This window comes from Pseudarthrobacter enclensis (genome assembly GCF_001457025.1).
Classification (GTDB): Bacteria; Actinomycetota; Actinomycetes; order Actinomycetales; family Micrococcaceae; genus Arthrobacter; species Arthrobacter enclensis.
Map to the genome: position 1 here is coordinate 94619 of NZ_KQ758605.1, position 25880 is coordinate 120498.

Genomic DNA, 25880 nt, shown 5'->3' on the forward strand with positions numbered 1-25880 from the left:
CATGTCCGGTTTTGAACTCACCGAGGAATACCAGGACCTCAGCGACACCGTCCGGGACTTCGCGGACAACGTGGTGGCCCCGGTCTCCGCCAAGCACGACGAGGAACACAGCTTCCCCTACGAATTGGTCAAGCAGATGGCGGACATGGGACTCTTCGGCCTGCCGTTCCCCGAGGAATACGGCGGCATGGGCGGTGACTACTTCGCCCTCTCCCTGGCCCTTGAGCAGTTGGGCCGGGTTGACCAGTCCGTTGCCATCACCCTCGAAGCGGGCGTCTCCCTGGGTGCCATGCCGGTGTACCGGTTCGGCACCGGGGAGCAAAAGCAGGAGTGGTTGCCGCAGCTCGCATCAGGACAGGCGCTCGCCGGGTTCGGGCTCACCGAACCGGAAGCCGGCTCCGATGCCGGAGGAACCAAGACCACTGCCCGCCGTGACGGCGGCGACTGGGTGATCAACGGCAGCAAGGAGTTCATCACCAACTCCGGCACTGACATCACCCGCCTGGTCACCGTCACCGCCGTCACCGGCCGGAAGGAACGCGGCGACGGAACAGTGCAGAAGGAAATCTCCACCATCCTGGTGCCCACCGACACGCCCGGGTTCAAGGCTGAAAAGGCCTACAACAAGGTGGGTTGGAACGCCTCTGACACCCACCCCCTCACACTGAAGGATGTCCGCGTCCCGGAGGCCAACCTGCTGGGCGCAGAGGGTCGTGGCTACGCCAACTTCCTGTCCATCCTGGACGAGGGCCGGATTGCCATCGCCGCCCTGGCCACTGGCGCCGCCCAGGGCTGCGTGGATCTGTCCGTCAAGTACGCGAAGGAACGGAGCGCCTTCGGCCACCAGATCGGGAAGTATCAGGCGGTCTCCTTCAAGATCGCCCGGATGGAAGCCCGGGCCCACACGGCACGGCTTGCCTACTACGATGCTGCCGCCAGGATGCTCGCCGGCAAGCCGTTCAAGACCCAGGCGGCCATCGCTAAGATGGTCGCAGGCGAGGCGGCCATGGACAACGCGCGGGATGCCACCCAGGTGTTCGGCGGCTATGGCTTCATCAACGAGTTCACCGTGGCACGCCACTACCGCGACTCCAAGATCCTTGAAGTGGGGGAGGGCACCACGGAGGTGCAGCTGATGCTGATTGCGCGCGAACTGGGGCTGTGATGCGTCGCCGCGGGCAGGACTGCAGCCGGCCGGAGAGGATCAAGGATGATTGACAAAGTTGTTGCCAGCGCCGATGAAGCTGTGGCCGACATCCCGGACGGCGCCTCCCTGGCCGTCGGCGGATTCGGCCTGTGCGGCATCCCGGTCACCCTCATCGACGCCCTGCACCGCGCCGGTACCTCCGGCCTGGAAACGGTCAGCAACAACTGTGGCGTGGACGACTGGGGGCTCGGGATCCTGCTCCGCGACGGCAGGATCCGCCGCACCATCAGCTCCTACGTGGGCGAGAACAAGGAATTCGCGCGCCAATACCTTGCGGGTGAACTTGAGGTGGTCCTGACGCCGCAGGGCACCCTCGCCGAGAAACTGCGGGCCGGCGGAGCGGGGATCCCGGCGTTCTACACGAAGGCGGGGGTGGGTACCCAGGTGTCCGACGGCGGGCTGCCGCAGAAGTACGACGCCGACGGCGGCATCGCGGTGGCGTCCGAGGCCAAGGAGGTGCGCGCCTTCGGCGGAGTGGACTATGTGCTGGAGGAATCGCTCACCCCGGACTTCGGCCTGGTCCACGCCTGGAAGGGCGACCGTCACGGCAACCTTGTTTTCCACGCCACGGCCATGAACTTCAACCCCCTCTGCGCCATGGCAGGCCGGATTACCATCGCGGAGGTGGAGGAACTGGTGGAGCCCGGCGAGCTGGACCCTGAACACATCCATACCCCCGGCATCTTCGTCCAGCGGGTGGTGATCGCCGCCGGAGCGGAGAAGCGGATCGAAAAACGGACGGTGGCACTGAACCGGAAGGCAGGAGAGTAGTCATGGACCCCAACAGCCCCGACGCCCCCCGGCCGGAAGCGGTACGACCGGAATACCGGCGCGCAGCATCACAGCACGACGCTCCCGGGGACGGGCGGGACACCTCGGAAACCAAGGGGTGGACCCGCAACGAACTGGCCGCCAGGGTGGCCAGGGAACTGCGCAACGGCCAGTACGTCAACCTCGGCATCGGCATGCCCACGCTGATCCCCAACTACATACCGGACGGAGTGGAGGTGGTGCTCCACTCCGAGAACGGCATCCTGGGCGTCGGTCCCTACCCGGCGGAGGACGCCGTGGACCCGGACCTGATCAACGCCGGCAAGGAAACCGTCACGGTCAACAAGGGCGCCGCCTTCTTCGATTCCGCGTCGTCCTTCGGCATGATCCGCGGCGGCCACGTTGACGTGGCGGTCCTGGGGGCCATGGAGGTGGCAGCCAACGGCGACCTCGCCAACTGGATGATCCCCGGCAAGATGGTCAAGGGAATGGGCGGCGCCATGGACCTGGTGTTCGGCGCCAAGAGGGTGATCGTGATGATGGAGCACACGGACCGCAACGGCAATCCCAAGATTGTCCGTGAATGCTCGCTGCCGCTGACGGGCAAGGGCTGCGTGGACCGGATCATCACCGACCTCGCCGTGATCGACGTCGTCCGGGACAGCTCCGGCTCCCGCCTGGTCCTGCAGGAACTGGCGCCGAACGTGTCCGTGGAGGACGTGGTGGCTGCCACCGGGGCGGACCTGTTCGAGGAAGACCGGGAACTGACGGTATGACCGGCCAGGAAATCCCCGCCGCCGCCGCGGCAGGGCAGGGCGAACGGCGGGTGGTTGAACAGCGCGGTCTCTATTTCGAAGAACTGGAAGAGGGCGTGGTGTACGCGCACCGCCCCGGCCGGACGGTGACCGAGGCGGACAATGTCCTGTTCACCACTCTCACCATGAACACCCAGGCGCTGCACCTCGACGCGGCCTGGAGCGCCACGCAGCCTTTCGGCCAGCGCCTGGTGAACTCCATGTTCACCCTGGCCACCCTGGTGGGGCAGTCCGTCACACAGCTGACCCAGGGAACCATCATCGCCCAGTTGGGCCTGACCGACGTGTCCTTCCCGCACCCGCTCTACCACGGCGACACGCTGTACACGGAGACTGTCATCAGCGGCAAGCGACCCTCAGGCTCACGGCCCGGGCAGGGGATCGTCACCATGGAACACACCGGACGGAACCAGGACGGGACCGTGGTGGCGCTGGCAACCCGCAGTTGCCTCATGTGGACCCGGGACGCCCACCGTGAAGCGCAGCACGGAAAATAATCGGAGAATGGCTGTATGACCTTCGTGATGGGCCCGGCCCTCCTCTTTTGCCCCGCCGACCGGCCGGAACGCTACCGCAAAGCGGCCGAGCGTGCCGACGCCGTCATCCTGGACCTCGAAGACGCGGTGGCCCCTGCCGACAAGCAGCGTGCCCGCGGCGCCATCCTGGCCCAGGTCGGGACCACGGGGGAGGTCCCGGAACTGGACCCCAGCCGGACCATCGTCCGGGTCAACCCGGTGGGGTCGGCGGAATTCGGGAAGGACCTGCACTGCCTGGCCCACACCCCTTACCGGACCGTCATGCTCGCCAAGGCGGAAAGCCCCGAACAGCTCAAGGCGCTGGAGGGCTACCACGTGGTGGCGTTGTGCGAAACGGCCCTCGGCGTCCTGAACGCCCCCGCCATCGCGGCGGCGCCCAACGTGGTGGCACTGATGTGGGGCGCCGAGGACCTGCTGGCAACCCTCGGCGGCACCTCCAGCAGGACGGACGACGGCGGCTACCGGGCTGTGGCCCTGCACGCCCGTTCCTCGGTGCTGCTGGCCGCCCGTGCCCACGGGAAACAGGCGGTTGACGCCGTCTACGTCAACATCCCGGACACCGACGGGCTGGCGGCAGAGGCAGCCGACGCCGTCGCCTCGGGATTCGGATCCAAAGCCTGCATCCATCCCAGCCAGGCTGCCGTGGTCCGCGCCGCGTACGCGCCCTCCGAAGCCGACGTCGCGGCCGCAACGGACCTGCTGCGGGCCGCCGCCGATGCGGGGTCCGGCGTGTTCCAGCACCAGGGGAAGATGATTGACGGTCCCATCCTCCGGCACGCCGAGCAGATCATGAGGCGCGCCGGGCGGGACCTGCCGCAGCCGGCGCAGCCCGGCGCGTAGCTGCCGCACCTCCTTAGCGCTGCCGTCCCGGCGTGCGCCGCAGCGATACGGGTCCGATCGGTTCGGACAGCAGGGTGCGCATCCACCGGTTCCCGGTCTCCCGGAGTTCCCGCCGGTCAGTGAACCGGTAGTGGTAGAGGCGCACGCGCACCCAGCGCGGCGCGGCGCCGTCGAACGGGTCGTGGCGGAGGAGGCGCAGCGTCTGCCGGTCCGCTTCCAGCAGCTTGCCCAGGAACGCATGGAACCATTCCTCGTGCACCGTCCGCAGCGGCAGGAACCACATCAGCCAGTCCAGCCTCAGGTGGTAGGGCGCCCACTGGCGCGGAATCCTCCGCAGGTCCCCGGGTTTGCCCTTGAACCCATACTCCCGCCAGTCCGAGGATTCATCCGGATCCTCGTCCAGGGTGCCGGCCACCACAATCTCAATGCGCTGTTTGGTGACGGTGCCGAACGCGCCGTAGGTGTTAACCAGCTGCCAGCGGTTGAAGCTGGCGTTCATCAGCTGGCGCCGGGACAGGAGATTGCGCAGCGGCCGGTAGCTCAGGACCAGCAGCAGCCCCGTGGCCGCCAGTGTCAGGACCAGCCACCACAGCGGGGTTTCCCTGCCCGGCGCCGTTTCGCCATGCCAGTCGAGCGGGACCGCCGGGAAGACCGCGTGGACCACGGGGTCGCTGACGGCTGCGAAGGCCAGCACGATGGCGATCCAGTTGAGCCAGGCAAAGTTCCCGGACGCCACGAGCCACAGCTGGGTCAGGATCACCACGGCCGCCGCGGCGCTGGCCACCGGCTGGGGAAAGAACAGCAGGAACGGCACCACCAGCTGGGCGGCGTGGTTGCCCACCACTTCGATGCGGTGCAGCGGTTTGGGCAGCAGGTGGGCCTGCCGGCTGAGCGGGCCGGGCATCGGCTGTGTTTCGTGGTGGTAGTACAGGGCGGTCAGGTCGCGCCACTCCCGCCCGCCGCGGATCTTGATCATCCCGGCCCCGAACTCGAGCCGGAACACCAGCCAAACGATCATGATCAGGATGGTCCGCGGCGGATCGGTCTGGTCCGAGCCGAGGAACGCCACCGTGAATCCCGCCTCCAGCAGCAGCATCTCCCAGCCGAACCCGTAGAAGGCCTGCCCCACGTTGACGATGGACATGTACAGCAGCCACAGCGCAAGGAACGCGAGCAGCGGAACCCACGGCGGCCCCACCTGCGGAATCCCGGCCACCAGCAGCGCGGAGACCACCAGCCCGGTCACGCAGACGCCCCGCAGCAGGCGGTCCGAATAGTGCCGGCGGAAGAGCGAGGGCCGCCGCAGCCGGCTGAAACCGGCCAGGTAATCGGGAACCGGCAGCAGCCCGCGCTCACCCAACAACGCCGGAAACTGGTTCAGCGAGGAGAGGAACGCCACAAAAAACAGTGCCGCCACGCCGCGCTGCAGCACCTGCCGCGCGAATTCGTAGTCCGCCGCGTCGAACCAGGAGAGCCACTCCACAGGATCCACGGTACGCCGGGGGCCGGCGGGGTCAAGGACCTTCCGGCCCGGCGCAGCGGCGAGGGCCAGTGCGGGATACTTAACCCATGCAGCCACGCAGAATCGTCATCCTCGGATCCACCGGCTCCATCGGCACCCAGGCGATAGACGTCGTCGACGGCGCCCCGCACCGCTTCGAGGTCGTGGCACTCAGCGCGGGCGGCGGCAACCTGGAACTGCTGGCCCGGCAGGCTGCCCATACCGGCGCCTCCGCCGTCGGCATCGCCTCCGGCGACCCCCGCGAACTCGCCCGGCTGATCGATGAGGCCGCCGCGGCAGCAGGCCGGAGCGGCTACCGCCCCGACATCATCTCCGGACCGGACGCATCCACGCGGATTGCCGGCACGCCCGCGGACGTGGTGCTCAACGGCATCACCGGGTCCATCGGGCTGGCACCCACCCTTGCCGCCCTGGAATCGGGCGCCACCCTGGCCCTGGCGAACAAGGAATCCCTGATTGTTGGCGGTGCCCTGGTAAAGGCCGCAGCCGCCGCGGGGCAGATCGTGCCCGTGGACTCCGAGCATTCGGCCATCGCCCAGTGCCTGCGGTCGGGCAGCGCGGCGGAGGTGGACAAACTGGTCCTGACGGCCTCCGGCGGCCCGTTCCGCGGACGCACCCGGGAAGAGCTTCACGCCGTCACGCCGCAGGAAGCACTGGCCCACCCCACGTGGGACATGGGGCTCATGGTCACCACCAACTCCGCGACGCTGGTGAACAAGGGGCTCGAAGTGATCGAAGCCCACCTCCTGTTCGACATCCCGCTGGACCGGATCGACGTGGTGGTCCATCCTCAGTCAGTGGTGCACTCGATGGTCCAGTTCGTGGACGGCTCCACCATTGCGCAGGCTTCACCGCCGGACATGCGCCTGCCCATCGCCCTGGGCCTCGGCTGGCCGGACCGGGTGGCGAAGGCTGCGGCTCCTTGCGACTGGACCCGCGCTGCCACCTGGACCTTCGAACCCCTCGACGCGGCGGCGTTCCCCGCCGTCGGGCTCGCCAAGGACGCCGCGAAACAGGGGAGCACGTTCCCGGCCGTCTTCAACGCAACCAACGAAGAAGCGGTCACCGCCTTCCACGCCGGCCGGATCCGCTTCACCGACATCGTGGACACCGTGGACGCGGTACTCAGCGAACACCCAGGATCTTCCGGGCTAACGGTGGAATCCGTGCTGGAAGCTGAAAGCTGGGCACGCGCCCGTGCCCACGAACGTTTAGCACTCAGCAGTCTCTAGGGAAGCAGCAGCACCTCCATGACCCCCGTTCTCCTCTTCATCCTCGGCGTCGTCTTCGTCGCCATCGGCATTGCCGCCTCCATTGCGCTGCACGAGGTGGGCCACCTGGTCCCCGCCAAGCTCTTCAAGGTGCGGGTCACCAAATACATGATCGGCTTCGGCCCCACATTGTGGTCCAGGCGGAAGGGCGAAACCGAGTACGGCGTGAAGGCCATTCCGCTCGGCGGCTACGTGTCCATGATCGGCATGTACCCGCCCAACAAAGAGGACGGGTCCGTCCGGCCCTCGAGCACCGGGATGTTCCAGACGCTGGCCACCGAGGCGCGGTCCATGGCGCACGAGGAGGTGGGTCCCGGCGACGAAAACCGCGTGTTCTACCGTCTGCCGGTGTGGAAGAAGATCATAGTCATGCTGGGCGGGCCCGCCATGAACATGATCCTCGGCATCCTGCTGATGGCCATCCTGCTGATGGGCTTCGGCACGGCCACTGCCACCACCACCATCTCCGACGTCTCCAAATGCCAGGTGGCCGCCGGCGAAACCGTTGACCCCGATTCGGCCGACTGCCGGCTCACCCCTGCCGCCGCGGCAGGCCTGCAGCCCAACGACACCGTGACGTCCTTCGACGGCAAGGCCGTCACCAGCTGGGACCAGCTGACCGAGTGGATCCGGGCTTCGGCGGGCCGCGAGGTTGCCATCACCGTGGACCGCAACGGCACCCCGGTGTCCACCACGGTCACCCCGGTCCTTTCCGCACGGCCGATCATCGGAGCGGACGGCCGGCAGGCCACTGACGCCTCCGGCACCCTGCAGTACCAGGAGGTAGGTTTCCTGGGCATCGGTGCGCAAACCGAACTGGTGCCACAGCCGGCGTCGTCCGTCCTGCCCATGGCGGGGGAGAACATCAGGCAGGTCGCAGGTGTGATCTTCAACCTTCCCGCCCGGGTGGTGGGCGTGGCCAAAGCCGCCTTCAGCGAGGAACCCCGCGATCCCAACGGTCCCATCAGCGTGGTAGGGGTTGGGCGCGTGGCCGGCGAAGTGGCCGCCATGGAAGAAATTCCGCTGCAGTCCCGCGTGGCCACGCTGGTGGGACTTCTCGCCGGGCTGAACTTCGCGCTCGCGGTCTTCAACCTGGTGCCGCTGCTGCCCCTGGACGGCGGCCACGTGGCAGGGGCGCTCTACGAAGGTGCCCGGCGCCAGGTGGCCCGGCTCTTTGGCCGGCCGGATCCGGGTGCCTTCGACATCGCCAAGCTGCTGCCGGTTACCTACGTGGTGGCGGCGCTGCTGATGGGCATGAGCGCCCTGCTGATCTATGCGGACATCGTCAAACCGGTGAATCTCTTCGGTTAGCGCGCAGCTGCCCCGCTGGTCGGGAGCGCTCTGGATCGCCGGCGGGGTGTTGTTCGGCATGGTCATTTCCGCGGGCGGGGCGTGCTGACCCCAATAACAGCTGATTACTACATATCAGTTGAATATGGCTGATTATTGTAAGTCAGCTGATTGTGATTGATTGTCTGATATCAGGCGGCTACGGTTGATCCATGTATGTTCTGACCATCGACCAGCGGGGCAGCAGTTCGGACGTGGACCGGGTCCCGGACCTGATCACCGAACTGGCGGCACTCAGCGGTGCCAGATTCGAGCGATCGGTCGGGGACGAACTACAGGGCGTCGTGGAAGACCCTGCGGATGCCGTGGACATCGCCCTGCACGCCCTGCGGAGCGGCCACTGGTACGTCGGCATCGGCATCGGGCCGGTCCGGCTGGCGCCGAACGGAAGTCCGAGGGAGGGCTCCGGCGGTGGCTTCGTCGCCGCCCGCAAGGCCGTGGACCGGGCCAAGGCCGCAGGCGGGCAGGTCCCGCTGTCAGTGGTGGACGGCATCATGGCCGGCACGGGGAAGAGCTTCCCGGCAGCACGGGAACCGTCAACGCAGGAACCGTCAACGCAGGAACGGTCGCAGAAGGAACGGTCGCAGGAGGCCGGAGCCGCGGCTGAGGCGGCGGAGGCTGCCGCCAACGCCCAGGCGGTGCTCAGGCTGATCGGGCGGCTGGTGCAGGAACGGACCGCCGCGCAATGGAGGGTGGTGGACAGGTTGCGGCATACGGGTCAGGCCGGGAAGCACGGCAGCCAGAAACAGGTGGCCCGGGAACTCGGAATCACCGAGCAGTCGGTGAGCCGTGCCATCCTTCGCGCCGGCTGGCAGGAAGAATGGGCTGCCAGGCCTGCCGCGGCGATGCTCCTGGCACTGGCCCATTCCCGGACGGAAGGAGACGCGTGAACGCGTTCTGGATCGCCGCTGCATTGCTGGCAGCGGGTTTCGGCGGTTGGCCGGTGACCGCGCTGGTCTTCCGGCTGGCCAGGACCATTGATGACAGGGCAGACGCCGCCAAGGCAGCGGAACAGCAACGGGCCGCGCAGGAGGACCCCGCGGCGGACGTCACGGTGGATCCGGACCTCCGGCCCCAAGGACCGCCTGCCTCAGCAAAGCCCGGCCAACCCGACGGTGAGTCCGTGGACGGAGAGCTGACCGCGGCCCCCGACCAGCCGGCATCGGGCGTTCCGGGCGGCGGCTCCGGCCCGCGCATCCTGCGCGGCGGTGCCATTATCGGAGTCCTGGAGCGCCTCGGCGTCTGCCTGGCCATCCTGACGGGCCAGCCCGTGGCCATCGCCTACATCGTGGCCATCAAAGGCCTGGGCCGGTTCGCCGAACTCAAGGAAACCCCGGTGGCGGCTGAGCGGTTCATCATCGGCACCCTGGCTTCCATGCTGTGGGCGGCGGGCATCGCGGCGGCGGTCAAGGTCATTTTCCTGGCCTGACCGGCCCGGTGTGGCCCGGCCCCGCCCCGGTGGCGCGGCAGGCGCTGCCTTCCCCGGATGGGTGGGACGGCAGGGGGAGCGATAGGGTAGCGCTATGACAGTTTTTGCCGTTGAGTACGTTTATGCCGCCGATTCCGCCGAGACCCGCAACGAGGTCCGGCCCGCACACCGCGAATGGACCGGCGGCCTGGCCCAGGACGGCGCCATCCTTGCCAGCGGACCCTACGGAGACGGTGCCGGAGCGCTGCTGATCTTCAAGGCAGCGGATGAGGCTGCCCTGAACTCCATCCTCAAACAGGATCCGTTTGCCGTCGCCGGAGTCATCGCCGGCATCCGCGTCACCGAATGGTCGCCCGTTACCGGCATGCTCGCCGGACTCGCCGCCTAAGCCGCTTCACCTTCACCACTAGGAGTCCACGTGACCTCGGTCAGCCTGGGAATGCCGTCAGCACCGCCACCCGTCCTCGCGCCGCGCCGCAAAACGCGCCAGATCAAGGTCGGTTCCGTGGGAGTTGGCTCGGACTTCCCCATCAGCGTGCAGTCGATGACCACCACGCCCACCACCGACATCAATGCAACCCTCCAGCAGATCGCGGAGCTGACGGCTTCCGGCTGCGACATCGTGCGGGTGGCCTGCCCCTCGGCCGACGACGCCGAGGCGTTGCCCATCATCGCGCGGAAGTCCCAGATTCCGGTGATCGCGGATATCCACTTCCAGCCCAAGTATGTGTTTGCGGCCATCGAGGCCGGCTGCGCCGCGGTCCGCGTGAACCCGGGGAACATCCGCAAGTTCGACGACCAGGTCAAGGAAATCGCCGCGGCCGCCCGCGACCACGGCACGTCCATCCGGATTGGCGTCAACGCCGGCTCGCTGGAGCCGGGCATCCTCAAGAAGTACGGCAAAGCCACGCCTGAGGCGCTGGTCGAATCGGCTGTATGGGAAGCGTCCCTGTTTGAGGAGCACGGTTTCCACGATTTCAAGATCTCCGTAAAGCACAACGATCCCGTGGTCATGGTGGCCGCCTACGAGATGCTCGCCGAAAAGGGCGACTGGCCGCTGCACCTCGGCGTCACCGAGGCAGGCCCGGCGTTCCAGGGCACTATCAAGTCCGCAACCGCCTTCGGTGCGCTGCTGTCCCGCGGCATCGGCGACACCATCCGGGTGTCCCTTTCGGCCCCGCCGGTGGAGGAAATCAAGGTGGGAAACCAGATCCTGCAGTCGCTGAACCTGCGGCCGCGAAAGCTTGAGATCGTCTCCTGCCCGTCCTGCGGCCGCGCCCAGGTTGACGTCTACACCCTGGCTGAACAGGTGACGGCCGGTCTTGAGGGCATGGAGGTTCCGCTGCGCGTCGCCGTCATGGGCTGCGTGGTGAACGGGCCGGGCGAAGCCCGCGAAGCGGACCTCGGCGTGGCTTCCGGCAACGGCAAGGGCCAGATCTTTGTGAAGGGTGAAGTCATCAAGACTGTGCCCGAAAGCCAAATTGTTGAGACACTGATCGAAGAGGCCATGCGTATCGCGGAAGAGATGGGGGAGGCCGATGGCGAAGATGCTGTCAAAGGTGGCCCCGTGGTTAGCGTCTCGTAAGGACGCACCTGACCCGCCGGGGATCTCCGTCCGAACGCTGGACGGCGAAGACACTGCCGCGCTCAGGCACCTTGCCGAACGCGACCGCGTGGCCAACGTCTTCATCCTCGCGCATCTGCGGACTGCCGGTACTGCCGCCCCCACAAGCGGCGGTGCCGGCATCATCGGTGTCTTCGACGACGGCATCCTGGTGGGTGCCTGCTGGGCGGGCGCCAACCTGGTCCCGGTCCAGCTGGACCCGGACCTCGCCGGCCCGGTGGCGGACGCCGCCAACCGGTCCGGGCGGCGGTATGCCTCTGCCTTCGGACCCGCGGACGCCGTCCTGGCCCTGCACCGGGAGCTCACGGGCCTGGGCCACCGCGCGCACGAAGTGCGGCCGGACCAGCCGCTGATGGTCATTGAGGGCCCCGCCGCCATTCCGCCCAACCCCGGGCTGGGACTGGGCAACCTGGCAGACTTCGACCGGATCCTCCCCGCCTGCGCCGCGATGTTCGAGGAAGAAGTGGGGTACTCGCCCTTTCTGGGCGGCCGGGAGTTCTACAGCCGCCGCGTGGAAGGGCTGATCCGGCAGGGATACTCCCTGGTCCACCTCAACGACGCCCAGGAAGTGGTCTTCAAGGCAGAACTCGGAGCGGTCACCCCAGATGTCACCCAGGTGCAGGGCGTCTGGATGAACCCCCTGTACCGCGGACAGGGCCTCAGCTCCGGGTACATGTCCGCTGTCGTGGAGAGGGCGCAGAAGATCGCCCCGGTGACCAGCCTCTACGTCAACGGCTTCAACGTCCGGGCCCGGTCAACGTACGAACGTGTCGGCTTCCGCCAGGTGGGCACCTTCGCTACAGTTCTTTTCTAGCGGCAGCAGGGCCGCGTCTGACTTGGGGGAAAATTGAAAACTTCTGTGCTGGGTACATTTGGGTTTGCCGCGCTTCTTGCGGTCAGCGTCTCTGCCTGCGGAGGCGGCGGCCCAACCGGAGGCAGCACATCGCCCGCCACATCCGCTTCGGCAGCGGCAGAACCATCCGCCACCCCCAGTGAACCAATCGCTGCGGCGGACAAGGCCTACACCACCGCGGAACTGGAAGGCATCGTGCGCCAGGTCCGCGACTCCGCGGACCGGCGGCTGACAGCGGTCCCCGCCCAGGAGCTGGCCGCTACCGTCCAGCAGTCCAAGGACATGATCTCCTCCATCGAGGTGGCGCCGGCCGAGTGCAAGGAACTCGCCGCGTCCGGCACCGTACCGTCCCTGGACGGAGCCGCCGTCGCCATGGGCCTGAGCACCGACCAGCAGTCCGGGACCGTCACCGCCCTGTCCCTGATGTCCGGCCTGGGCCCTGAGTTGCTGGCCAAGGTTTCCGGTCCGTCCGACCAGCTGGACAAGTGCTCGAACATGACCATGACGGCCGCGGGCGTTGAGGTGGCCGTGTCCATCACGCGCCTGGAAGGCGTCAGCGGCGTCGCCGGCGCCACCGCCTACCGCACGGACACCACGCTGCCCAACGGGCAGGTCCAGTCGGTCACCACCGCGCAGGGCGTCCAGCAGGGCGTCGTGCTCACCGCCGTGGCATCCGGCGGAGCCGGCGGCAATGCCGAAGAGCAGGCAGGAGCCCTGCTGGACTCCGCGGCGGCACTCATCAAGTAGGAGCGTTGGCTGCGTCATCAACCACCCCCGCAAGTCAAAGCAGCACCGACCGACGAGAATGTTCATGGCGCGACGGGCAGGAAATACTTGTCAACGTGCGCGGCATCACATAGGTTCGATCTAGCTGCGCTGAGTGGAGTGGGCGGTCTCACCAGTCCAAACCAGTACTTAGGCGATAACGGCGTTGAGCCACGTCCGGCTGCGATGACCAGCCCTTTTGGGGGGCCAGGGGCTTTGCAATGCCGGGCGTGGCTCATCTGTTAACAGGGCCGCCCGCCTCCGAACGTCCCCGCTAAGGCGTTGGCCGGGGCATGATCCGGTCCGGCCAGGGGCGCCGTGCCGGTAGATTAGTATCCAGCGAAATTGTCCGGCCCTGCTGATCCAGCACTTTTCCAGAAACGGATACCACCCGTGGTCACTAGACTGTCCCAGCTTTTCCTGCGCACCCTGCGCGAAGATCCCGTCGATGCAGAGGTGGCCAGCCACAAGCTCCTGGTCCGCGCCGGTTATATCCGCCGCGCCGCACCCGGTATCTACACGTGGCTGCCGCTGGGGCTCAGCGTCCTGCGCAAGGTCGAACAGGTGATCCGCGAAGAGATGGCCGCCATCGGCGCCCAGGAAGTCCATTTCCCCGCCCTGCTCCCGCGTGAACCCTACGAAGCCACCAACCGCTGGACCGAATACGGCGAAGGCCTGTTCCGGCTCCAGGACCGCAAGGGCGCCGACTACCTCCTCGCCCCCACGCACGAGGAAATGTTCACCCTCCTGGTCAAGGACCTGTACTCCTCGTACAAGGACCTGCCCCTGAGCCTGTACCAGATCCAGAACAAGTACCGCGACGAGGCCCGTCCCCGGGCAGGCCTCCTCCGCGGCCGCGAGTTCATCATGAAGGACTCGTACTCCTTCGACGTCGACGACCCAGGCCTGGACGCCAGCTACGCGGCCCACCGTGCCGCGTACCTGAAGATCTTCGAACGGCTGGGCCTGGAGGTGGTCCCCGTGGCCGCCACCGCAGGCGCCATGGGCGGCTCCAGGAGCGAGGAATTCCTGTTTCCCACTGACATCGGCGAGGACACCTTTGTCCGCTCGTCCGGCGGTTACGCGGCGAACGTCGAGGCAGTCACCACCGTGGTGCCGGAGGACATCGACTTCACCGGTGCGCCCGCAGCCGAGGTCCTGGACACCCCGGACACGCCCACCATCGAAACCCTCGTGAACGCCTCGAACCAGATAGCCCCCCGGGCTGAGGCCGACGGTGGCGCCTGGACTGCCGCTGACACCCTCAAGAACGTGGTCCTCGCCGTGACGCTGCCCACCGGCGAGCGGCAGCTCGTGGTCATCGGAGTCCCCGGCGACCGCGGAGTCGACCTCAAGCGGGTCGAGGCGAACATCGGCGCCTTCCTTCCCATGGCCGGCGAGATCGGCCTCGAACAGGCCGGCGAGGAAGACCTCAAGAAGCAGCCCCTGATCGTCAAGGGCTACCTGGGCCCCGGGCTGACCCTGGACGCGCCGCTGCTGGGTTCGGAGAGCGCTACCGGGCTGCTGTACCTGGTGGATCCGCGGGTGGTTAACGGCACCGCCTGGATCACCGGCGCCAACGAGGCAGGCAAGCACGTCTTCGGCCTCGTCGCCGGCCGCGACTTCACCTGGGACGGGGTCATCGAGTGCACCGAAGTCCGCGCCGGGGACCCCGCGCCGGACGGATCCGGTCCGCTCGAAACGGCACGCGGCATCGAAATGGGCCACATCTTCCAGCTCGGACGCAAGTACGCCGAGGCCCTGGACCTGAAGGTCCTGGACCAGAACGGCAAGCAGGTCACCGTCACCATGGGCTCCTACGGCGTGGGCGTCACCCGCGCCGTCGCCGCCCTCGCCGAATCGAACCACGACGCCAAGGGCCTCGTCTGGCCCCGGGCAGTGGCACCGGCGGACGTCCACGTCGTCGCCGTCGGCAAGGGCGAGGACATCTTCGCGGCAGCGGAGCAGCTCTCCGCTGACCTTGAGGCTGCCGGGCTCGACGTCATTTACGACGACCGCTTCAAGGTCTCTCCGGGCGTGAAGTTCGGCGACGCCGAGCTCGTGGGCGTGCCCACCATCCTGGCCGTGGGCCGCGGCCTGGTGGACGGCGTCGTGGAAATCAAGGACCGGCGCACGGGCGAGGCAGAGAACGTGGCAGTGGACAAGGCCGTTGACTACGTTCTCAACGCCGTCCGCAACAGCTGATCCGCGGGCGTGGATTTCGGTCTTGAATCCCTGCAGCTGACAACGCTCCTCCTCATCGTCCTGGCCGGCTTCGGAGCCGGCTGGGTCGATGCGGTGGTGGGCGGCGGCGGGCTGATCCAGCTGCCGGCCCTGCTGCTGGTCCCGGGGATCACCCCTGTGCAGGCGCTGGCCACCAACAAGCTGGGTTCCATCTTCGGGACTGCGACCAGCGCCGTCACCTACTACCGGCGCGTGGGACCTGACTTGAAGACGGCGCTTCCCATGGCGGCGATCGCCCTTGCCGGGAGCTTCGGCGGCGCCATCCTGGCAGCCAACCTCCCCTCCACCGTCTTCAAACCGATCATCGTGACCGCTCTGGTCGCCGTGGCCCTCTTCACCGCGCTGAAACCCGACGTCGGCGGCATCACCGCGCTCAGGCACGAGGGCCGCAAGCACTACGTGGTGGCCTGCATGATCGGGGCTGTCATCGGCTTCTACGACGGCCTGATCGGGCCGGGCACGGGATCATTCCTGGTCATCGCCCTGGTCTCCGCCATGGGCTACGCCTTCCTTGAAGCCAGTGCCAAGGCCAAGATCGTGAACATGGCCACCAACGCCGGTGCCCTGATGTTCTTCCTGCCACACGGATCCATCCTGTGGGCCCACGGGCTGCTGCTGGGCCTGGCCAACATGGCCGGCGGCTACCTTGGTGCCCGGACGGCGGTGAAGCAGGGCAGCAGGTTCGTCAGGGTGGTCTTCCTGGCAGTGGTCGCGGCCTTGATCGTCAAACTCGGCTACGACGTCTGGCAGGAGAACTTCGCCTGAAAGGCCCGCCGGTGCGGGAGCCTCTCCACGTTGACGGGCCCCGCGGCCGGCCCTCGTGGACACGTCCGGTGCGGCGTAGCATGCACGTATGTCACACGGCGATGACGCTTACGGCGCCGCCCTGGAAGCGGCAGTCCGGCACTCGGCAGCCTGGCTGGACAGCCTTGCCCACCGGCACGTTGGACCTGCGGCAGAGGCCTACGACCTCACCGGAGTGTTTGGCGGCAGCCTGCCCCGCGAAGGCATGCCTGCCGCTGAAGTGGTGGATTTCCTGGCCCGCGCAGCCGAACCAGGCCTCATGGCGATGCCCTCCGGCCGCTTCTTCGGCTGGGTGATCGGCGGAACCCTGCCGGCGGCACTGGCCACTGACTGGCTGGTCAGCGCCTGGGACCAAAACGCCGGGCTACGCTACGCCACCCCCGCCATGGCCGCGATCGAGGAATGCGCCGGCGCCTGGCTGCTCAAGCTGCTGGGGCTGCCCGGGGATTCCGACGTCGGATTCGTTACCGGAGCCACGATGGCCAACTTCACCGGCATGGCGGCAGGACGGTGGCGGCTGCTGGCCGATGCCGGCTGGGACCTGGACCGGGACGGGCTGGCCGGGGCACCGAGAATCCGTTGCTTCGTGGGCCGGGAACGGCACGACACCGTGGACCTGGGGCTGCGCTACCTCGGCCTCGGGGCACCTGTGCCGGTCGAGGCAGATCAGCAGGGCCGGCTGGTGCCGGAAGCGCTGGACGCCGCTTTGCGTGCCGGCACGGGCCCTGCGCTGGTCTGCCTGCAGGCCGGAAACCTGCACTCGGGCGCCTTCGATCCCTTCCCCGAAGCCATCCGCGTGGCCAGGAGTCATGGCGCCTGGGTGCACGTGGACGGTGCCTTCGGGCTGTGGGCCGCCGCGGCTCCCGGGCTGCGTCACCTCACCGCCGGTGCCGGGGAGGCGGATTCGTGGGGGACCGATGCCCACAAGACACTCAACGTTCCGTATGACTGCGGCATCGCCATTGTCCGGGATGCTGCGGCGCTTCGCTCGGCGATGGGGCTGCACGCGAGTTACCTGGTGCACGATGCCGAAGGCCCGGGGGATCCCTTCGAGAAGGTGCCCGAGCTGTCGCGGCGTGCCCGCGGCGTTCCGGTATGGGCTGCGCTGAAGAGCCTGGGACGCGACGGCGTGGCCGCCCAGGTGGGCGGGCTGGCCGCCGCAGCCGCCGGCATTGCCGAGGGCCTGCGCGGCATCGACGGCGTTGAGGTCCTCAACGACGTGCAGTACACCCAGGTCAGCGTGGCTTTCGGGGATGACGCCACCACCAGGGCTGTGACGGCCCGCATCATCGGTGACGGCAAGGTGTGGATGTCAGGTTCCCGCTGGCGGGACAGGGACATCCTCCGCATCTCGGTCAGCAACTGGCGGACAGCCGGCGATGATGTCGCAACCGCGGTGGACGCGGTCGGCTCCGCACTGGCAGCCGTGCGGGGCTCCCGGGCATAGCCGCCTGTTCAGCCGCCTACGCCGTGCTGACCGGTCCTGCCTTGTCCTGCGGCTGCGGCCTGTCCGGGTTCGGGCAAGGCGTCCCAAGGCGGCAGCCCGGGAAGCGTTTCGCCTGCCAGGGTGCTGGCCACCCACAGCGAACGGGCGAGGTCGCCGCCGTGCCCGGGCTTCTCCGCGTACCAGAGGGCGTTGCGGACTTCCCGGAGAACGGCCCACTCACGGGCCGCTTCCGGATCCAGGCCGGCCGCGGCGCTGAAGTCCACGCACCGTTGCCGCAACCCCGCTCCGGGGTTGGCGGCCGGCAGCTCACGGAGCCGGTTCCACAGCAGGGGTGCGACGGCGAATTCAGCGTCCCCGACCATGGGCTGGGGGTCGATCGCTGCGTACCCGTCCGCCGCCGTCGGTACCGGGGCGTCCGGGGCCCGAACGTGGTCCCGCTGCGCGGCACGGGGTTCGTCGGCGTCCGGCCGGCACCGGCCCGGGCGGGCCAGGATGTTCAGGAAGTGCAGGTCCGTGTGTACCAGCACGTCGCGCGCCGCGCGGCGTCCCACGGCGCCCCGTGTCTGGCAGACCTCCAGCGCGGTTTCGAGAAGCCGGCGCGGAAACGGCCGGCCCAGCCGGTCCCAGTCCGCTGGGAGTTCGTCGCTCCACTGTTCGGCAGACGCGGCAATATGCTCAAGATGGCTCCACTGCGGCCTGGGGTCGGGCGGCACACTGAGCTTCCTGACCACCCCGCCCCAGATGGCGGCCGCCTGCTCCACCGGCACCTCGTTGAGGGAGGAACCGGCGTCCAGCCGTTCGAGGAGCATGGAACAGGTGGGTCCGTCCGCCTCGAGGAGCTCCACGGCTCCGTGTCCTTCCCACAGGGCGAGGGCATGGCGTTCCACCTGTGCCTCGTCGTGGGGGTAAGCCACCTTCAGCGCCGCGGGGGTGCCGTCGGCCCGGCGGACCGGCACCACCACGCCGCCGTGCCCGTTCCAGGGAAGGGCGCCGGGGAGCAGGTCCGGTTCCAGGCTCCACTGTTCCAGCCGGTCAGCCAGGATGCCCTGCAGGGATGACAGCCAGTCACGGCCGGCGTTGTTGCCGCTGTAGCGTGCCGTGAGGTCGGGCGGGACGGGGATGGGCGCTGCTCGAGTCATCGGCTCCAGCCTACTGCCGTGCTTGTGCCTCTTCGCCGTCAGGGAGGACCGGCAACGCGGCGGTGTCCAGGACGATGCCCGGAACAGGACCCGGGTCCGCGCCCCAGCGAACGGTCCGTGCCGTCGCCTGCCGCAGCGCAGCAAGGGCCCACGCCCTGTCAGCGCCGTCGGTCAACGCCACCAGGTCGCCGTAGGCCGGGAGCGCCGCCGCCTCGAGCGCGCCCAGCCCCCGGGCGGGATCTTCAAGAAACGCGGCGTCCAGGACGTATCCGGGCGCCTGGGGCGCGGCGGCCACGCAGGCCTGGCGGAGGCGGGTTTCAGCGTCCGCCACCAGCTGCCGGTGCTGTTCGAGGAAGTCCGACGCCGATCCCGCGTCCGCGGGGGCGAGCCTCGGCATGGCCGCCTGGTAGCCATAGAGAGCCTGCTGCCCCGCCTGCAGCACAGCAGACAGTGCTGCGTCCGCCGACCCGGCGAAAGGCGCTCCGAGCTCCGGTGCAGCCTCCGTCGGGGCGGCGCCGGTGGCTGACTCCTGGCCGCCGGCGGGCGCGGGAGCAGGGCACCGGCCCGGTGTCCCGCCCCTGCCGGAGCCGGGAGCGGGGGAGGGGCTTCCGGCAGCATCGGCACTGCCCACGGGCGCTCCGCCTACAGGGCTGGAAGCGGTGCCGGGCGTGGTGGCGGCGCCGGCCACTGCACCGGGATCCCCGGCAGCTGCGGCGAGTTCCGACGCGGCGAGGAGCTGTGCGGTCCCTGCGCCGGCCAGCAGGCGGGCCATTCCGCCGTCGGCCGTCGCCGCGTCCTCGAGCCGGCGGGAACCGCTCGCGGCGACCGCCTTGGCGAGGTCAATGGCGGTGCGGGCCGGATCCGGCGCAGCGGAAGGGGCGGTGGTGGCCGTGGCGGGCCCGGACGGTGCCGGGCCCGACGGAGACGGAGACCCCGCGGGAAGCAGCGCCCGGGCCTGGAACGTCAGCAAGGTCACAACCCGGTCCGCAGGGCCGGAAACCGGGTTGCCGGCGGGCGCTGCATCCGCCAGGTCCAGCCCGGCGGACCGCAGGGCAAGGGCATCGTCCAGTGCCGAGGCGCGGGCCTGTTCGGTCAGCGACGGGGGCTCCTGGGCGGGCGGCTGGCCCGGAATCACGGCGAATCCGAGCGTCAGGACCAGCAGGCCGGCGAGTGCAAAGACGGTGTACCGGACGTAGCGCATGGGCGAACGGGTTCCCTGGTTGTCGTCTTTCACAACAGACCATGGTGTCACGCCGGCAGGGGGACCCGGTGCAACCACCCTGCCGGTAAAATGGCTACGCTAGTAAACACCACATCATCTATACGGGAGGCGGCCGGCATCGTGAGCAACGCAGAAGCCACGGCTTCATCAGACCACACCGCACAGGGCGGGGGCGGCTCTGAAACGGCCCACAACCGGGAAGCCGACCGGATCCGGGCGCTCCTTGAACCGTCCGTCCTGGCCAACCGGCTCTACCTCGAGGACGTGTCCATCAACGTCGCCGGCTCCCACCGGGTAGTCCACGTCGTGGTGGACCTCCCGCAGGAGGAGACCGGCGGGGTCAGCCTCGACGTCATCGCGGACATTTCCAAGGTGCTCTCCGACGTCATGGACAGCGACCCCGCATCGGACAGCCGGCCCTATGACCTCGAGGTCTCCTCGCCCGGCGTCGGCCGGCCGCTGACCGAACCGCGCCACTGGCACCGCGCCAAGGGCCGGATGGCCAAGGTCAACGTCATCCAGGGGGAGAACATCACCGGGCGCATCCAGTCCGTGGACGACGCCGGAGTGACCCTCGTTCCGGAAATCGCCGTCAAGAAGGGCATGAAACCCAAGCAGGGCGAGCCCGTCAAGCTTCCTTTCGACAGGATCCGCAACGGAAAAGTCGAGATCGAATTCAGCCACCTTTCCGAGGACGGTCTGGAACCTGAACACAATGGACCTTCCGAGGAGGCCTGATGGATATTGACATGAGCGCACTGAGGCTGTTGGAGCGTGAGCGCGAAATTCCGCTGGACCTCCTCATCCCCACCATCGAGCAGGCACTGCTGGTGGCCTACCACAAGTCGCCCGGCGCCTTCGAGAAGGCACGTGCCGAACTCGACCGCAAGAGCGGCCACGTGACCATCTGGGCCGTGGAACTGGACGACGACGGCGCGCCGATCGGCGAGTTCGAGCACACCCCGGAAGGGTTCGGCCGCATCGCCGCCAGCACCGCACGGCAGATCATCCTGCAGAGGCTCCGCGACGTTGAGGACGACAACGTCCTGGGCGAGTTCAAGGGCCGCGAAGGCGAACTGGTGTCCGGCACCATCCAGCAGGGCAACAACCCGCACATGATCCAGGTGAACCTCGGTTCCCTGGAAGCACTGCTTCCGCCGCCCGAACAGGTCCCCGGCGAAAAGTACATCCACGGCAATCGCCTGCGCGCGCTGGTCATCGATGTGCACCGCGGCACCAAGGGTCCGTCGGTGACCCTGTCACGGTCGCACCCGGGCCTGGTCCGCAAGCTGTTCGAACTCGAAGTTCCCGAGATCGCCGACCGTTCCGTGGAGATCGTTGCGCTGGCCCGCGAAGCCGGCCACCGGACCAAGATCGCCGTCAAGGCCAACGCCGCGGGCATCAACGCCAAGGGTGCCTGCATCGGCGAGATGGGCTCCCGCGTCCGCGCCGTGATGACCGAACTGAACGACGAAAAGATCGACATCGTCGACTTCAGCGACAATCCGGCGACCTTCATCGCCAGCGCCCTGTCGCCGTCGCGCGTGAATTCGGTCACCATCACGGATGAGGCCACCCGGTCCGCGCGCGTTGTGGTGCCGGACTACCAGCTCTCCCTGGCCATCGGCAAGGAAGGCCAGAATGCCCGCCTCGCGGCAAAACTGACCGGCTGGCGGATCGACATCGTCTCCGACGCAGCACCCCAGAAGGAAAACTAGGCCGGCCTGACCCGTCCGCCGTGGCGCCCGGCCGCGCCGCGGACGGGCGCCGGTTCGGGCAGAACCGCCCGGAGGGTCTAGAATGGAATGGTCCGCGCCTTACGGCCGGCAGCAGTGTGCCTTCGCGTACCTGGACCGCAGCAGCGGAACAGGCCCGATGTTGGCCAGCAGATATGAACGTCAGGACGATGACCGTGGCAGAAGTACCTACCAGCGGAAATCAGCCGGAACGTACCTGCATCGGCTGCCGGAAGAAAGGGCAGCGGTCTGAGTTACTCCGGCTCGTCGCCGACGCCAGCGGTTCATCCGCTGTCCTGGTGGACGAACGACGCCGGATGGCTGGCCGGGGTGCATGGCTGCATCCCAGCGAATCGTGCCTGGCACTGGCGATCAAACGGCGTGCGTTCGGGCGTGCCCTCAGGGGCGCCACCGGAACCGCCGCCGTGGAACGCCGGATCATGGCAGGTCCGAACGCCGCAGGCGCCCCGGTGGCTGCAGCACCAACCGTCCAACCTGAAAGCGGGTCAGAAATCTGATGGAAACCCGATGAGTTCCCAGCGATGAGTGCGTAACGATGACAACTTTGTTGCGCTCTGCAATGGGCCCCTCCGCACAAACCGCGGCCGGGGTCCGCAGTAAGAAGTAGACGGTTCGTACCTGGCTCGGTGCGGACCGAGACAGGAGAAATGTGGCCAAGGTCCGCGTACATGAGCTCGCCAAAGAGCTCGGTATCACTTCCAAAGATGCAGTAACCAAACTGCAGGAACTGGGCGAATTCGTTCGCTCCGCCTCATCCACCATTGAGGCCCCCGTCGTGCGGAAGCTCCGCAACGCCTTCCCCGACGCCGCAGCAAACAAGGCTGCCGCTCCCGCCGCGCCCAAGGCATCCGCCCCCGCGGCTGAGTCCCGTCCGGCAGCTCCGGCCCCCGGCCCTGCTGCGCCCAAGGCTCCGGCCCCCAAGGCTGAAGCGCCCGCTCCCGCGGCACCCGCAGCACCGGCAGCTCCGCAGGCATCTGCAGCTGCCCCCGCTGCCCCGTCCACCGGCGCAAAGCCGGGAGCACGCCCCGGTCCCAAGGCAGAAACCCCGTCCCCGGCTCCCCGCCAGGGCGGCGCCTCCCAGGGTTCCTCCGGACCCCGCCCCGGCGGACCCCGTCCGGGCAACAACCCGTTTGCCACCTCGCAGGGCATGCCCCGCGGCCGCGGCGGCGACGGAGACCGTGCACCCCGTCCCGGCAACAACCCGTTTGCCACCTCCCAGGGCATGCCCCGCCCCGGCGGTGGCCGCACCGACGGTGAACGTCCCGGCGGTCCCCGCCCGGCGGCAGGTGCCGGCGGCCCCCGTCCCGGTGGTCCCCGCCCCGCGCCCGGCGCAGGCGGACCCCGTCCTGCCGCAGGCGCAGGTGGTCCCCGTCCGGGTGCACCGCGTCCCGGCGGTCCCCGTCCTACTCCGGGCATGATGCCCAACCGCACCGAGCGTCCCGCACCCGCAAGTGCCGGCCGTCCCGGCGGCGGACGCGGCCCCGGACGTCCGGGTGCCCCCGGCAGCGGTGGTCCCGGTGGCGGCGGTGCACCTGCCGGCGGCGGTTTCGGTAAGGGCGGCCGCGGCCGCGGCGGCACCCAGGGTGCCTTCGGCAAGGGCGGCGCAGGCCGCGGCAAGCAGCGCAAGTCGAAGCGTGCCAAGCGCCAGGAACTGGAGCAGATGAGCGCACCGTCGCTGGGCGGCGTGAGCGTGCCCCGCGGCGACGGCAACACCGTCATCCGCCTGCGCCGCGGCTCGTCCATCACGGACTTCGCCGACAAGATCGAGGCAAACCCCGCCGCGCTGGTGACCGTGCTGTTCCACCTCGGTGAAATGGCCACCGCCACCCAGTCGCTGGACGAGGACACGTTCGCCCTGCTTGGCGAGGAACTGGGCTACAAGCTCCAGGTCGTCTCGCCCGAGGACGAGGAACGCGAACTGCTCTCCACCTTCGATATCGACGTTGAAGCTGAACTCGAGGCCGAAGGCGACGAGGAACTTGAACCGCGGGCTCCCGTGGTCACCGTCATGGGCCACGTCGACCACGGTAAGACCCGCCTCCTCGACGCCATCCGCAACTCGGATGTCGTTGCCGGCGAGCACGGTGGCATCACCCAGCACATCGGTGCCTACCAGATCACCCACGAGCACGAGGGCACCGAGCGGGACATCACCTTCATCGATACCCCGGGTCACGAGGCGTTCACCGCCATGCGTGCCCGTGGTGCCAAGGTCACCGACATCGCCATCCTCGTGGTGGCAGCCGATGACGGTGTCATGCCGCAGACCGTTGAAGCGCTCAACCACGCCCAGGCGGCCAACGTGCCGATCGTCGTGGCAGTGAACAAGATCGACAAGGAAGGCGCCAACCCTGACAAGGTCAAGGGCCAGCTGACCGAGTACGGCCTGGTTCCGGAAGAATACGGTGGCGACACCATGTTCGTTGAGGTCTCTGCCCGCCAGAACCTCAACATCGACGAACTGATCGACGCCGTGCTGCTCACCGCAGACGCCGCCCTGGACCTCCGGGCCAACCCGGACAAGGCTGCCCGCGGCATCGCCATCGAAGCGAACCTCGACAAGGGCCGCGGTGCCGTTGCGACCGTCCTGGTCCAGTCCGGTACCCTCGCCGTCGGCGACACCATCGTCGCCGGCACGGCCCACGGCCGCGTCCGCGCCATGTTCGACGAAAACGGTGAGGCCCTCGACGTCGCACTGCCGTCCCGCCCGGTCCAGGTCCTCGGCCTGTCCAACGTGCCGCGCGCCGGCGACACCTTCCTGGTGACCGCCGACGAGCGCACCGCCCGCCAGATCGCCGAAAAGCGTGAAGCAGCAGAGCGCAACGCCCAGCTCGCCAAGCGCCGCAAGCGCATCAGCCTGGAAGACTTCGACCAGGCAGTGGCCGACGGCAAGATCGACACCCTCAACCTCATCCTCAAGGGTGACGTGTCCGGTGCAGTGGAAGCCCTCGAGGACGCCCTGCTCAAGATCGACGTCGGCGAAGGCGTGCAGCTGCGCGTCATCCACCGCGGCGTGGGTGCTATCACCCAGAACGACGTCAACCTGGCAACGGTCGACTCCGCAGTCATCATCGGCTTCAACGTCAAGCCCGCCGAGCGGGTTGCCGAACTGGCAGACCGCGAAGGCGTCGACATGCGCTTCTACTCGGTCATCTACGCCGCCATCGACGACATCGAAATGGCGCTCAAGGGCATGCTCAAGCCGGAATACGAAGAATTCCAGCTGGGCACCGCCGAGGTCCGCGAAGTCTTCCGCTCCTCCAAGTTCGGAAACATCGCAGGCTCGATCGTCCGCAGCGGCATCATCCGCCGCAACACCAAGGCACGCATCAGCCGCGACGGCAAGGTCATCGGCGACAACCTCACCATCGAGACGCTCAAGCGCTTCAAGGACGACGCCACCGAGGTCCGCACGGACTTCGAGTGTGGTATCGGCCTTGGCTCGTACAACGACATTGTTGAAGGTGACATCATCGAGACCTTCGAGATGCGCGAGAAGCCGCGCGTCTAGTCTCCTTGGTGGGGCCGTCGGGATTTTTCCGGCGGCCCCGCCCCTTCGCTGGGCGGCTTGGGATCTTCGATCCCGCGCCGCCCAGCTCCGGCAGGCCCGATGCCACTCCCTGGCCGCCGGAAAGAATCCCGCCGGGTCCGTCGTCGGCTCGCCTTGGGTGCGTGGCATTCAACTGGAACGTACGACGCAGCCCATGCGCCGTCGTCGTAACCCTTCTTCTTTTTAGGAGTTATTCATGGCTGATCCGGCACGTGCTGCCAAGTTGGCGCAGCGGATTAAGGTTGTTGTTGCTGAGGCCCTGGGCCGGCGGATCAAGGATCCCCGGGTTGAGGGTGTCACTGTTACCGATGCCCGGGTGACCAACGACCTGCAGCATGCCACCGTCTACTACACCGTTTTCGGCGACCAGGCCCTGCAGGCTGACGCGGCCAAGGGGCTGGAGAAGGCCAAGGGCGTGCTCCGGCAGGAAGTCGGCCGGAACATCACCGCCCGCCTGACGCCCACGCTTGAGTTCGTTGCCGACCAGATTCCGGTCAACGCCTCCAACCTCGAGGAGCTGCTGCGCGAAGCCAAGAAGCGTGACGCCGAGGTGGCCGCACTGGCAGCCAACGCCAAGCACGCGGGCGACGCCGACCCCTACCGAAGCGACGCCCCGGCTGACGCCGACATCGACGAGGACGACTTCGACGAAGAGGACCTGGACCTCACCTCGGACGAGGATATCGAAGAAGACGGCAACACCGACGGCGGCACCAAGTAGGGCATCGCCGCTC

Annotated in this window: 24 protein-coding genes; 21 read left to right on the forward strand and 3 right to left on the reverse strand. The window is 68.2% G+C overall.

What is annotated here, in order from left to right:
* Position 1: 1 nt before the first annotated feature.
* The 5 genes from AS031_RS15845 to AS031_RS15865 are packed head-to-tail and all read left to right on the forward strand — an operon-like array spanning position 2 to position 4169.
* Positions 2-1165: an acyl-CoA dehydrogenase family protein gene (locus tag AS031_RS15845; RefSeq protein ID WP_058269127.1), complete on the forward strand. Its 1164-nt coding sequence runs from the start codon at positions 2-4 to the stop codon at positions 1163-1165.
* Positions 1166-1210: 45 nt separating this feature from the next.
* A complete protein-coding gene (locus AS031_RS15850; RefSeq protein ID WP_058269128.1) occupies positions 1211-1978 on the forward strand; it encodes a CoA transferase subunit A in 768 nt (255 codons plus the stop codon).
* Between the two features lie 2 nt (positions 1979-1980).
* Positions 1981-2754, forward strand: a complete 774-nt coding sequence (locus tag AS031_RS15855) for a CoA transferase subunit B (protein WP_058269129.1) — start codon at positions 1981-1983, stop codon at positions 2752-2754.
* Positions 2751-3290, forward strand: a complete 540-nt coding sequence (locus AS031_RS15860) for a MaoC family dehydratase (protein ID WP_058269130.1) — start codon at positions 2751-2753, stop codon at positions 3288-3290. The genes AS031_RS15855 and AS031_RS15860 overlap by 4 nt, the downstream gene beginning before the upstream one ends.
* Positions 3291-3305: 15 nt before the next feature.
* Complete coding sequence (locus AS031_RS15865) at positions 3306-4169, forward strand: HpcH/HpaI aldolase/citrate lyase family protein (RefSeq protein WP_058269131.1); 864 nt, start codon at positions 3306-3308, stop codon at positions 4167-4169.
* 13 nt (positions 4170-4182) lie between these two features.
* Here AS031_RS15865 and AS031_RS15870 read toward each other — a convergent pair whose 3' ends face one another.
* Positions 4183-5652 carry a lipase maturation factor family protein gene (locus AS031_RS15870; protein ID WP_058269218.1) on the reverse strand — a complete coding sequence of 490 codons (1470 nt, stop codon included), beginning with the start codon at positions 5650-5652 and terminating at the stop codon, positions 4183-4185.
* 86 nt (positions 5653-5738) lie between these two features.
* Here AS031_RS15870 and dxr point away from each other — a divergent pair, with 86 nt between their 5' ends.
* The 11 genes from dxr (at position 5739) to AS031_RS15925 (ending at position 17478) form a co-directional block, all read left to right on the forward strand.
* Positions 5739-6923, forward strand: coding sequence for a 1-deoxy-D-xylulose-5-phosphate reductoisomerase (gene dxr / locus AS031_RS15875; RefSeq protein ID WP_058269132.1), 1185 nt, complete (start codon positions 5739-5741; stop codon positions 6921-6923).
* A gap of 18 nt (positions 6924-6941) precedes the next feature.
* Complete coding sequence (locus AS031_RS15880; RefSeq protein WP_058269133.1) at positions 6942-8273, forward strand: M50 family metallopeptidase; 1332 nt, start codon at positions 6942-6944, stop codon at positions 8271-8273.
* Positions 8274-8464: 191 nt separating this feature from the next.
* The gene (locus AS031_RS15885) at positions 8465-9202 is read left to right on the forward strand and encodes a MarR family transcriptional regulator (RefSeq protein ID WP_058269134.1); all 738 of its coding nucleotides are present in this window, start codon (positions 8465-8467) and stop codon (positions 9200-9202) included.
* Positions 9199-9741 (forward strand): hypothetical protein, encoded by a 543-nt coding sequence (locus AS031_RS15890; RefSeq protein WP_058269135.1) that lies wholly within the window; start codon positions 9199-9201, stop codon positions 9739-9741. Before AS031_RS15885 ends, AS031_RS15890 begins: the two co-directional genes overlap by 4 nt.
* Positions 9742-9835: 94 nt before the next feature.
* Positions 9836-10129 carry a YciI family protein gene (locus tag AS031_RS15895; RefSeq protein WP_058269136.1) on the forward strand — a complete coding sequence of 98 codons (294 nt, stop codon included), beginning with the start codon at positions 9836-9838 and terminating at the stop codon, positions 10127-10129.
* Positions 10130-10159: 30 nt separating this feature from the next.
* Positions 10160-11326: a flavodoxin-dependent (E)-4-hydroxy-3-methylbut-2-enyl-diphosphate synthase gene (gene ispG / locus AS031_RS15900; RefSeq protein WP_058269137.1), complete on the forward strand. Its 1167-nt coding sequence runs from the start codon at positions 10160-10162 to the stop codon at positions 11324-11326.
* Complete coding sequence (locus AS031_RS15905; protein WP_058269138.1) at positions 11289-12179, forward strand: GNAT family N-acetyltransferase; 891 nt, start codon at positions 11289-11291, stop codon at positions 12177-12179. The genes ispG and AS031_RS15905 overlap by 38 nt, the downstream gene beginning before the upstream one ends.
* A gap of 45 nt (positions 12180-12224) precedes the next feature.
* The gene (locus AS031_RS15910; RefSeq protein WP_228379653.1) at positions 12225-12965 is read left to right on the forward strand and encodes a hypothetical protein; all 741 of its coding nucleotides are present in this window, start codon (positions 12225-12227) and stop codon (positions 12963-12965) included.
* 411 nt (positions 12966-13376) lie between these two features.
* Positions 13377-15188 carry a proline--tRNA ligase gene (locus tag AS031_RS15915; RefSeq protein WP_058269140.1) on the forward strand — a complete coding sequence of 604 codons (1812 nt, stop codon included), beginning with the start codon at positions 13377-13379 and terminating at the stop codon, positions 15186-15188.
* A 9-nt stretch (positions 15189-15197) separates the two neighbouring features.
* Positions 15198-15992: a sulfite exporter TauE/SafE family protein gene (locus AS031_RS15920; RefSeq protein ID WP_058269141.1), complete on the forward strand. Its 795-nt coding sequence runs from the start codon at positions 15198-15200 to the stop codon at positions 15990-15992.
* Positions 15993-16080: 88 nt separating this feature from the next.
* Positions 16081-17478, forward strand: a complete 1398-nt coding sequence (locus AS031_RS15925; RefSeq protein ID WP_058269142.1) for a pyridoxal phosphate-dependent decarboxylase family protein — start codon at positions 16081-16083, stop codon at positions 17476-17478.
* An 8-nt stretch (positions 17479-17486) separates the two neighbouring features.
* On the opposite strand, the gene AS031_RS15930 is transcribed toward AS031_RS15925, so the two are convergent.
* Positions 17487-18617 carry an aminoglycoside phosphotransferase family protein gene (locus AS031_RS15930; protein ID WP_058269143.1) on the reverse strand — a complete coding sequence of 377 codons (1131 nt, stop codon included), beginning with the start codon at positions 18615-18617 and terminating at the stop codon, positions 17487-17489.
* 10 nt (positions 18618-18627) lie between these two features.
* Positions 18628-19851, reverse strand: coding sequence for a DUF4439 domain-containing protein (locus tag AS031_RS15935; RefSeq protein WP_228379654.1), 1224 nt, complete (start codon positions 19849-19851; stop codon positions 18628-18630).
* A 108-nt stretch (positions 19852-19959) separates the two neighbouring features.
* Between AS031_RS15935 and AS031_RS15940 the strand changes: the two genes are divergently transcribed.
* From AS031_RS15940 to rbfA, 5 genes are all read left to right on the forward strand, one after another.
* The gene (locus AS031_RS15940; RefSeq protein WP_058269145.1) at positions 19960-20577 is read left to right on the forward strand and encodes a ribosome maturation factor RimP; all 618 of its coding nucleotides are present in this window, start codon (positions 19960-19962) and stop codon (positions 20575-20577) included.
* Positions 20577-21557, forward strand: a complete 981-nt coding sequence (nusA, locus tag AS031_RS15945; RefSeq protein WP_058269146.1) for a transcription termination factor NusA — start codon at positions 20577-20579, stop codon at positions 21555-21557. Before AS031_RS15940 ends, nusA begins: the two co-directional genes overlap by 1 nt.
* Before the next feature lie 188 nt (positions 21558-21745).
* Positions 21746-22093 (forward strand): YlxR family protein, encoded by a 348-nt coding sequence (locus tag AS031_RS15950; RefSeq protein ID WP_074447004.1) that lies wholly within the window; start codon positions 21746-21748, stop codon positions 22091-22093.
* A 152-nt stretch (positions 22094-22245) separates the two neighbouring features.
* Positions 22246-25107 (forward strand): translation initiation factor IF-2, encoded by a 2862-nt coding sequence (gene infB, locus AS031_RS15955; protein WP_058269148.1) that lies wholly within the window; start codon positions 22246-22248, stop codon positions 25105-25107.
* 235 nt (positions 25108-25342) lie between these two features.
* A complete protein-coding gene (rbfA, locus tag AS031_RS15960; protein ID WP_058269149.1) occupies positions 25343-25867 on the forward strand; it encodes a 30S ribosome-binding factor RbfA in 525 nt (174 codons plus the stop codon).
* The last annotated feature ends 13 nt before the right edge of the window (positions 25868-25880 follow it).

Bases quoted from the DNA above. Each gene is read 5' to 3' on its own strand.
- AS031_RS15845 (WP_058269127.1), top strand. From the start codon at position 2: ATGTCCGGTTTTGAACTCACCGAGGAATACCAGGACCTCAGCGACACC.
- AS031_RS15850 (WP_058269128.1), top strand. From the start codon at position 1,211: ATGATTGACAAAGTTGTTGCCAGCGCCGATGAAGCTGTGGCCGACATC.
- AS031_RS15855 (WP_058269129.1), top strand. From the start codon at position 1,981: ATGGACCCCAACAGCCCCGACGCCCCCCGGCCGGAAGCGGTACGACCG.
- AS031_RS15860 (WP_058269130.1), top strand. From the start codon at position 2,751: ATGACCGGCCAGGAAATCCCCGCCGCCGCCGCGGCAGGGCAGGGCGAA.
- AS031_RS15865 (WP_058269131.1), top strand. From the start codon at position 3,306: ATGACCTTCGTGATGGGCCCGGCCCTCCTCTTTTGCCCCGCCGACCGG.
- dxr (WP_058269132.1), top strand. From the start codon at position 5,739: ATGCAGCCACGCAGAATCGTCATCCTCGGATCCACCGGCTCCATCGGC.
- AS031_RS15880 (WP_058269133.1), top strand. From the start codon at position 6,942: ATGACCCCCGTTCTCCTCTTCATCCTCGGCGTCGTCTTCGTCGCCATC.
- AS031_RS15885 (WP_058269134.1), top strand. From the start codon at position 8,465: ATGTATGTTCTGACCATCGACCAGCGGGGCAGCAGTTCGGACGTGGAC.
- AS031_RS15895 (WP_058269136.1), top strand. From the start codon at position 9,836: ATGACAGTTTTTGCCGTTGAGTACGTTTATGCCGCCGATTCCGCCGAG.
- AS031_RS15905 (WP_058269138.1), top strand. From the start codon at position 11,289: ATGCTGTCAAAGGTGGCCCCGTGGTTAGCGTCTCGTAAGGACGCACCT.
- AS031_RS15925 (WP_058269142.1), top strand. From the start codon at position 16,081: ATGTCACACGGCGATGACGCTTACGGCGCCGCCCTGGAAGCGGCAGTC.
- AS031_RS15930 (WP_058269143.1), bottom strand. From the start codon at position 18,617: ATGACTCGAGCAGCGCCCATCCCCGTCCCGCCCGACCTCACGGCACGC.
- nusA (WP_058269146.1), top strand. From the start codon at position 20,577: ATGGATATTGACATGAGCGCACTGAGGCTGTTGGAGCGTGAGCGCGAA.
- AS031_RS15950 (WP_074447004.1), top strand. From the start codon at position 21,746: ATGACCGTGGCAGAAGTACCTACCAGCGGAAATCAGCCGGAACGTACC.
- rbfA (WP_058269149.1), top strand. From the start codon at position 25,343: ATGGCTGATCCGGCACGTGCTGCCAAGTTGGCGCAGCGGATTAAGGTT.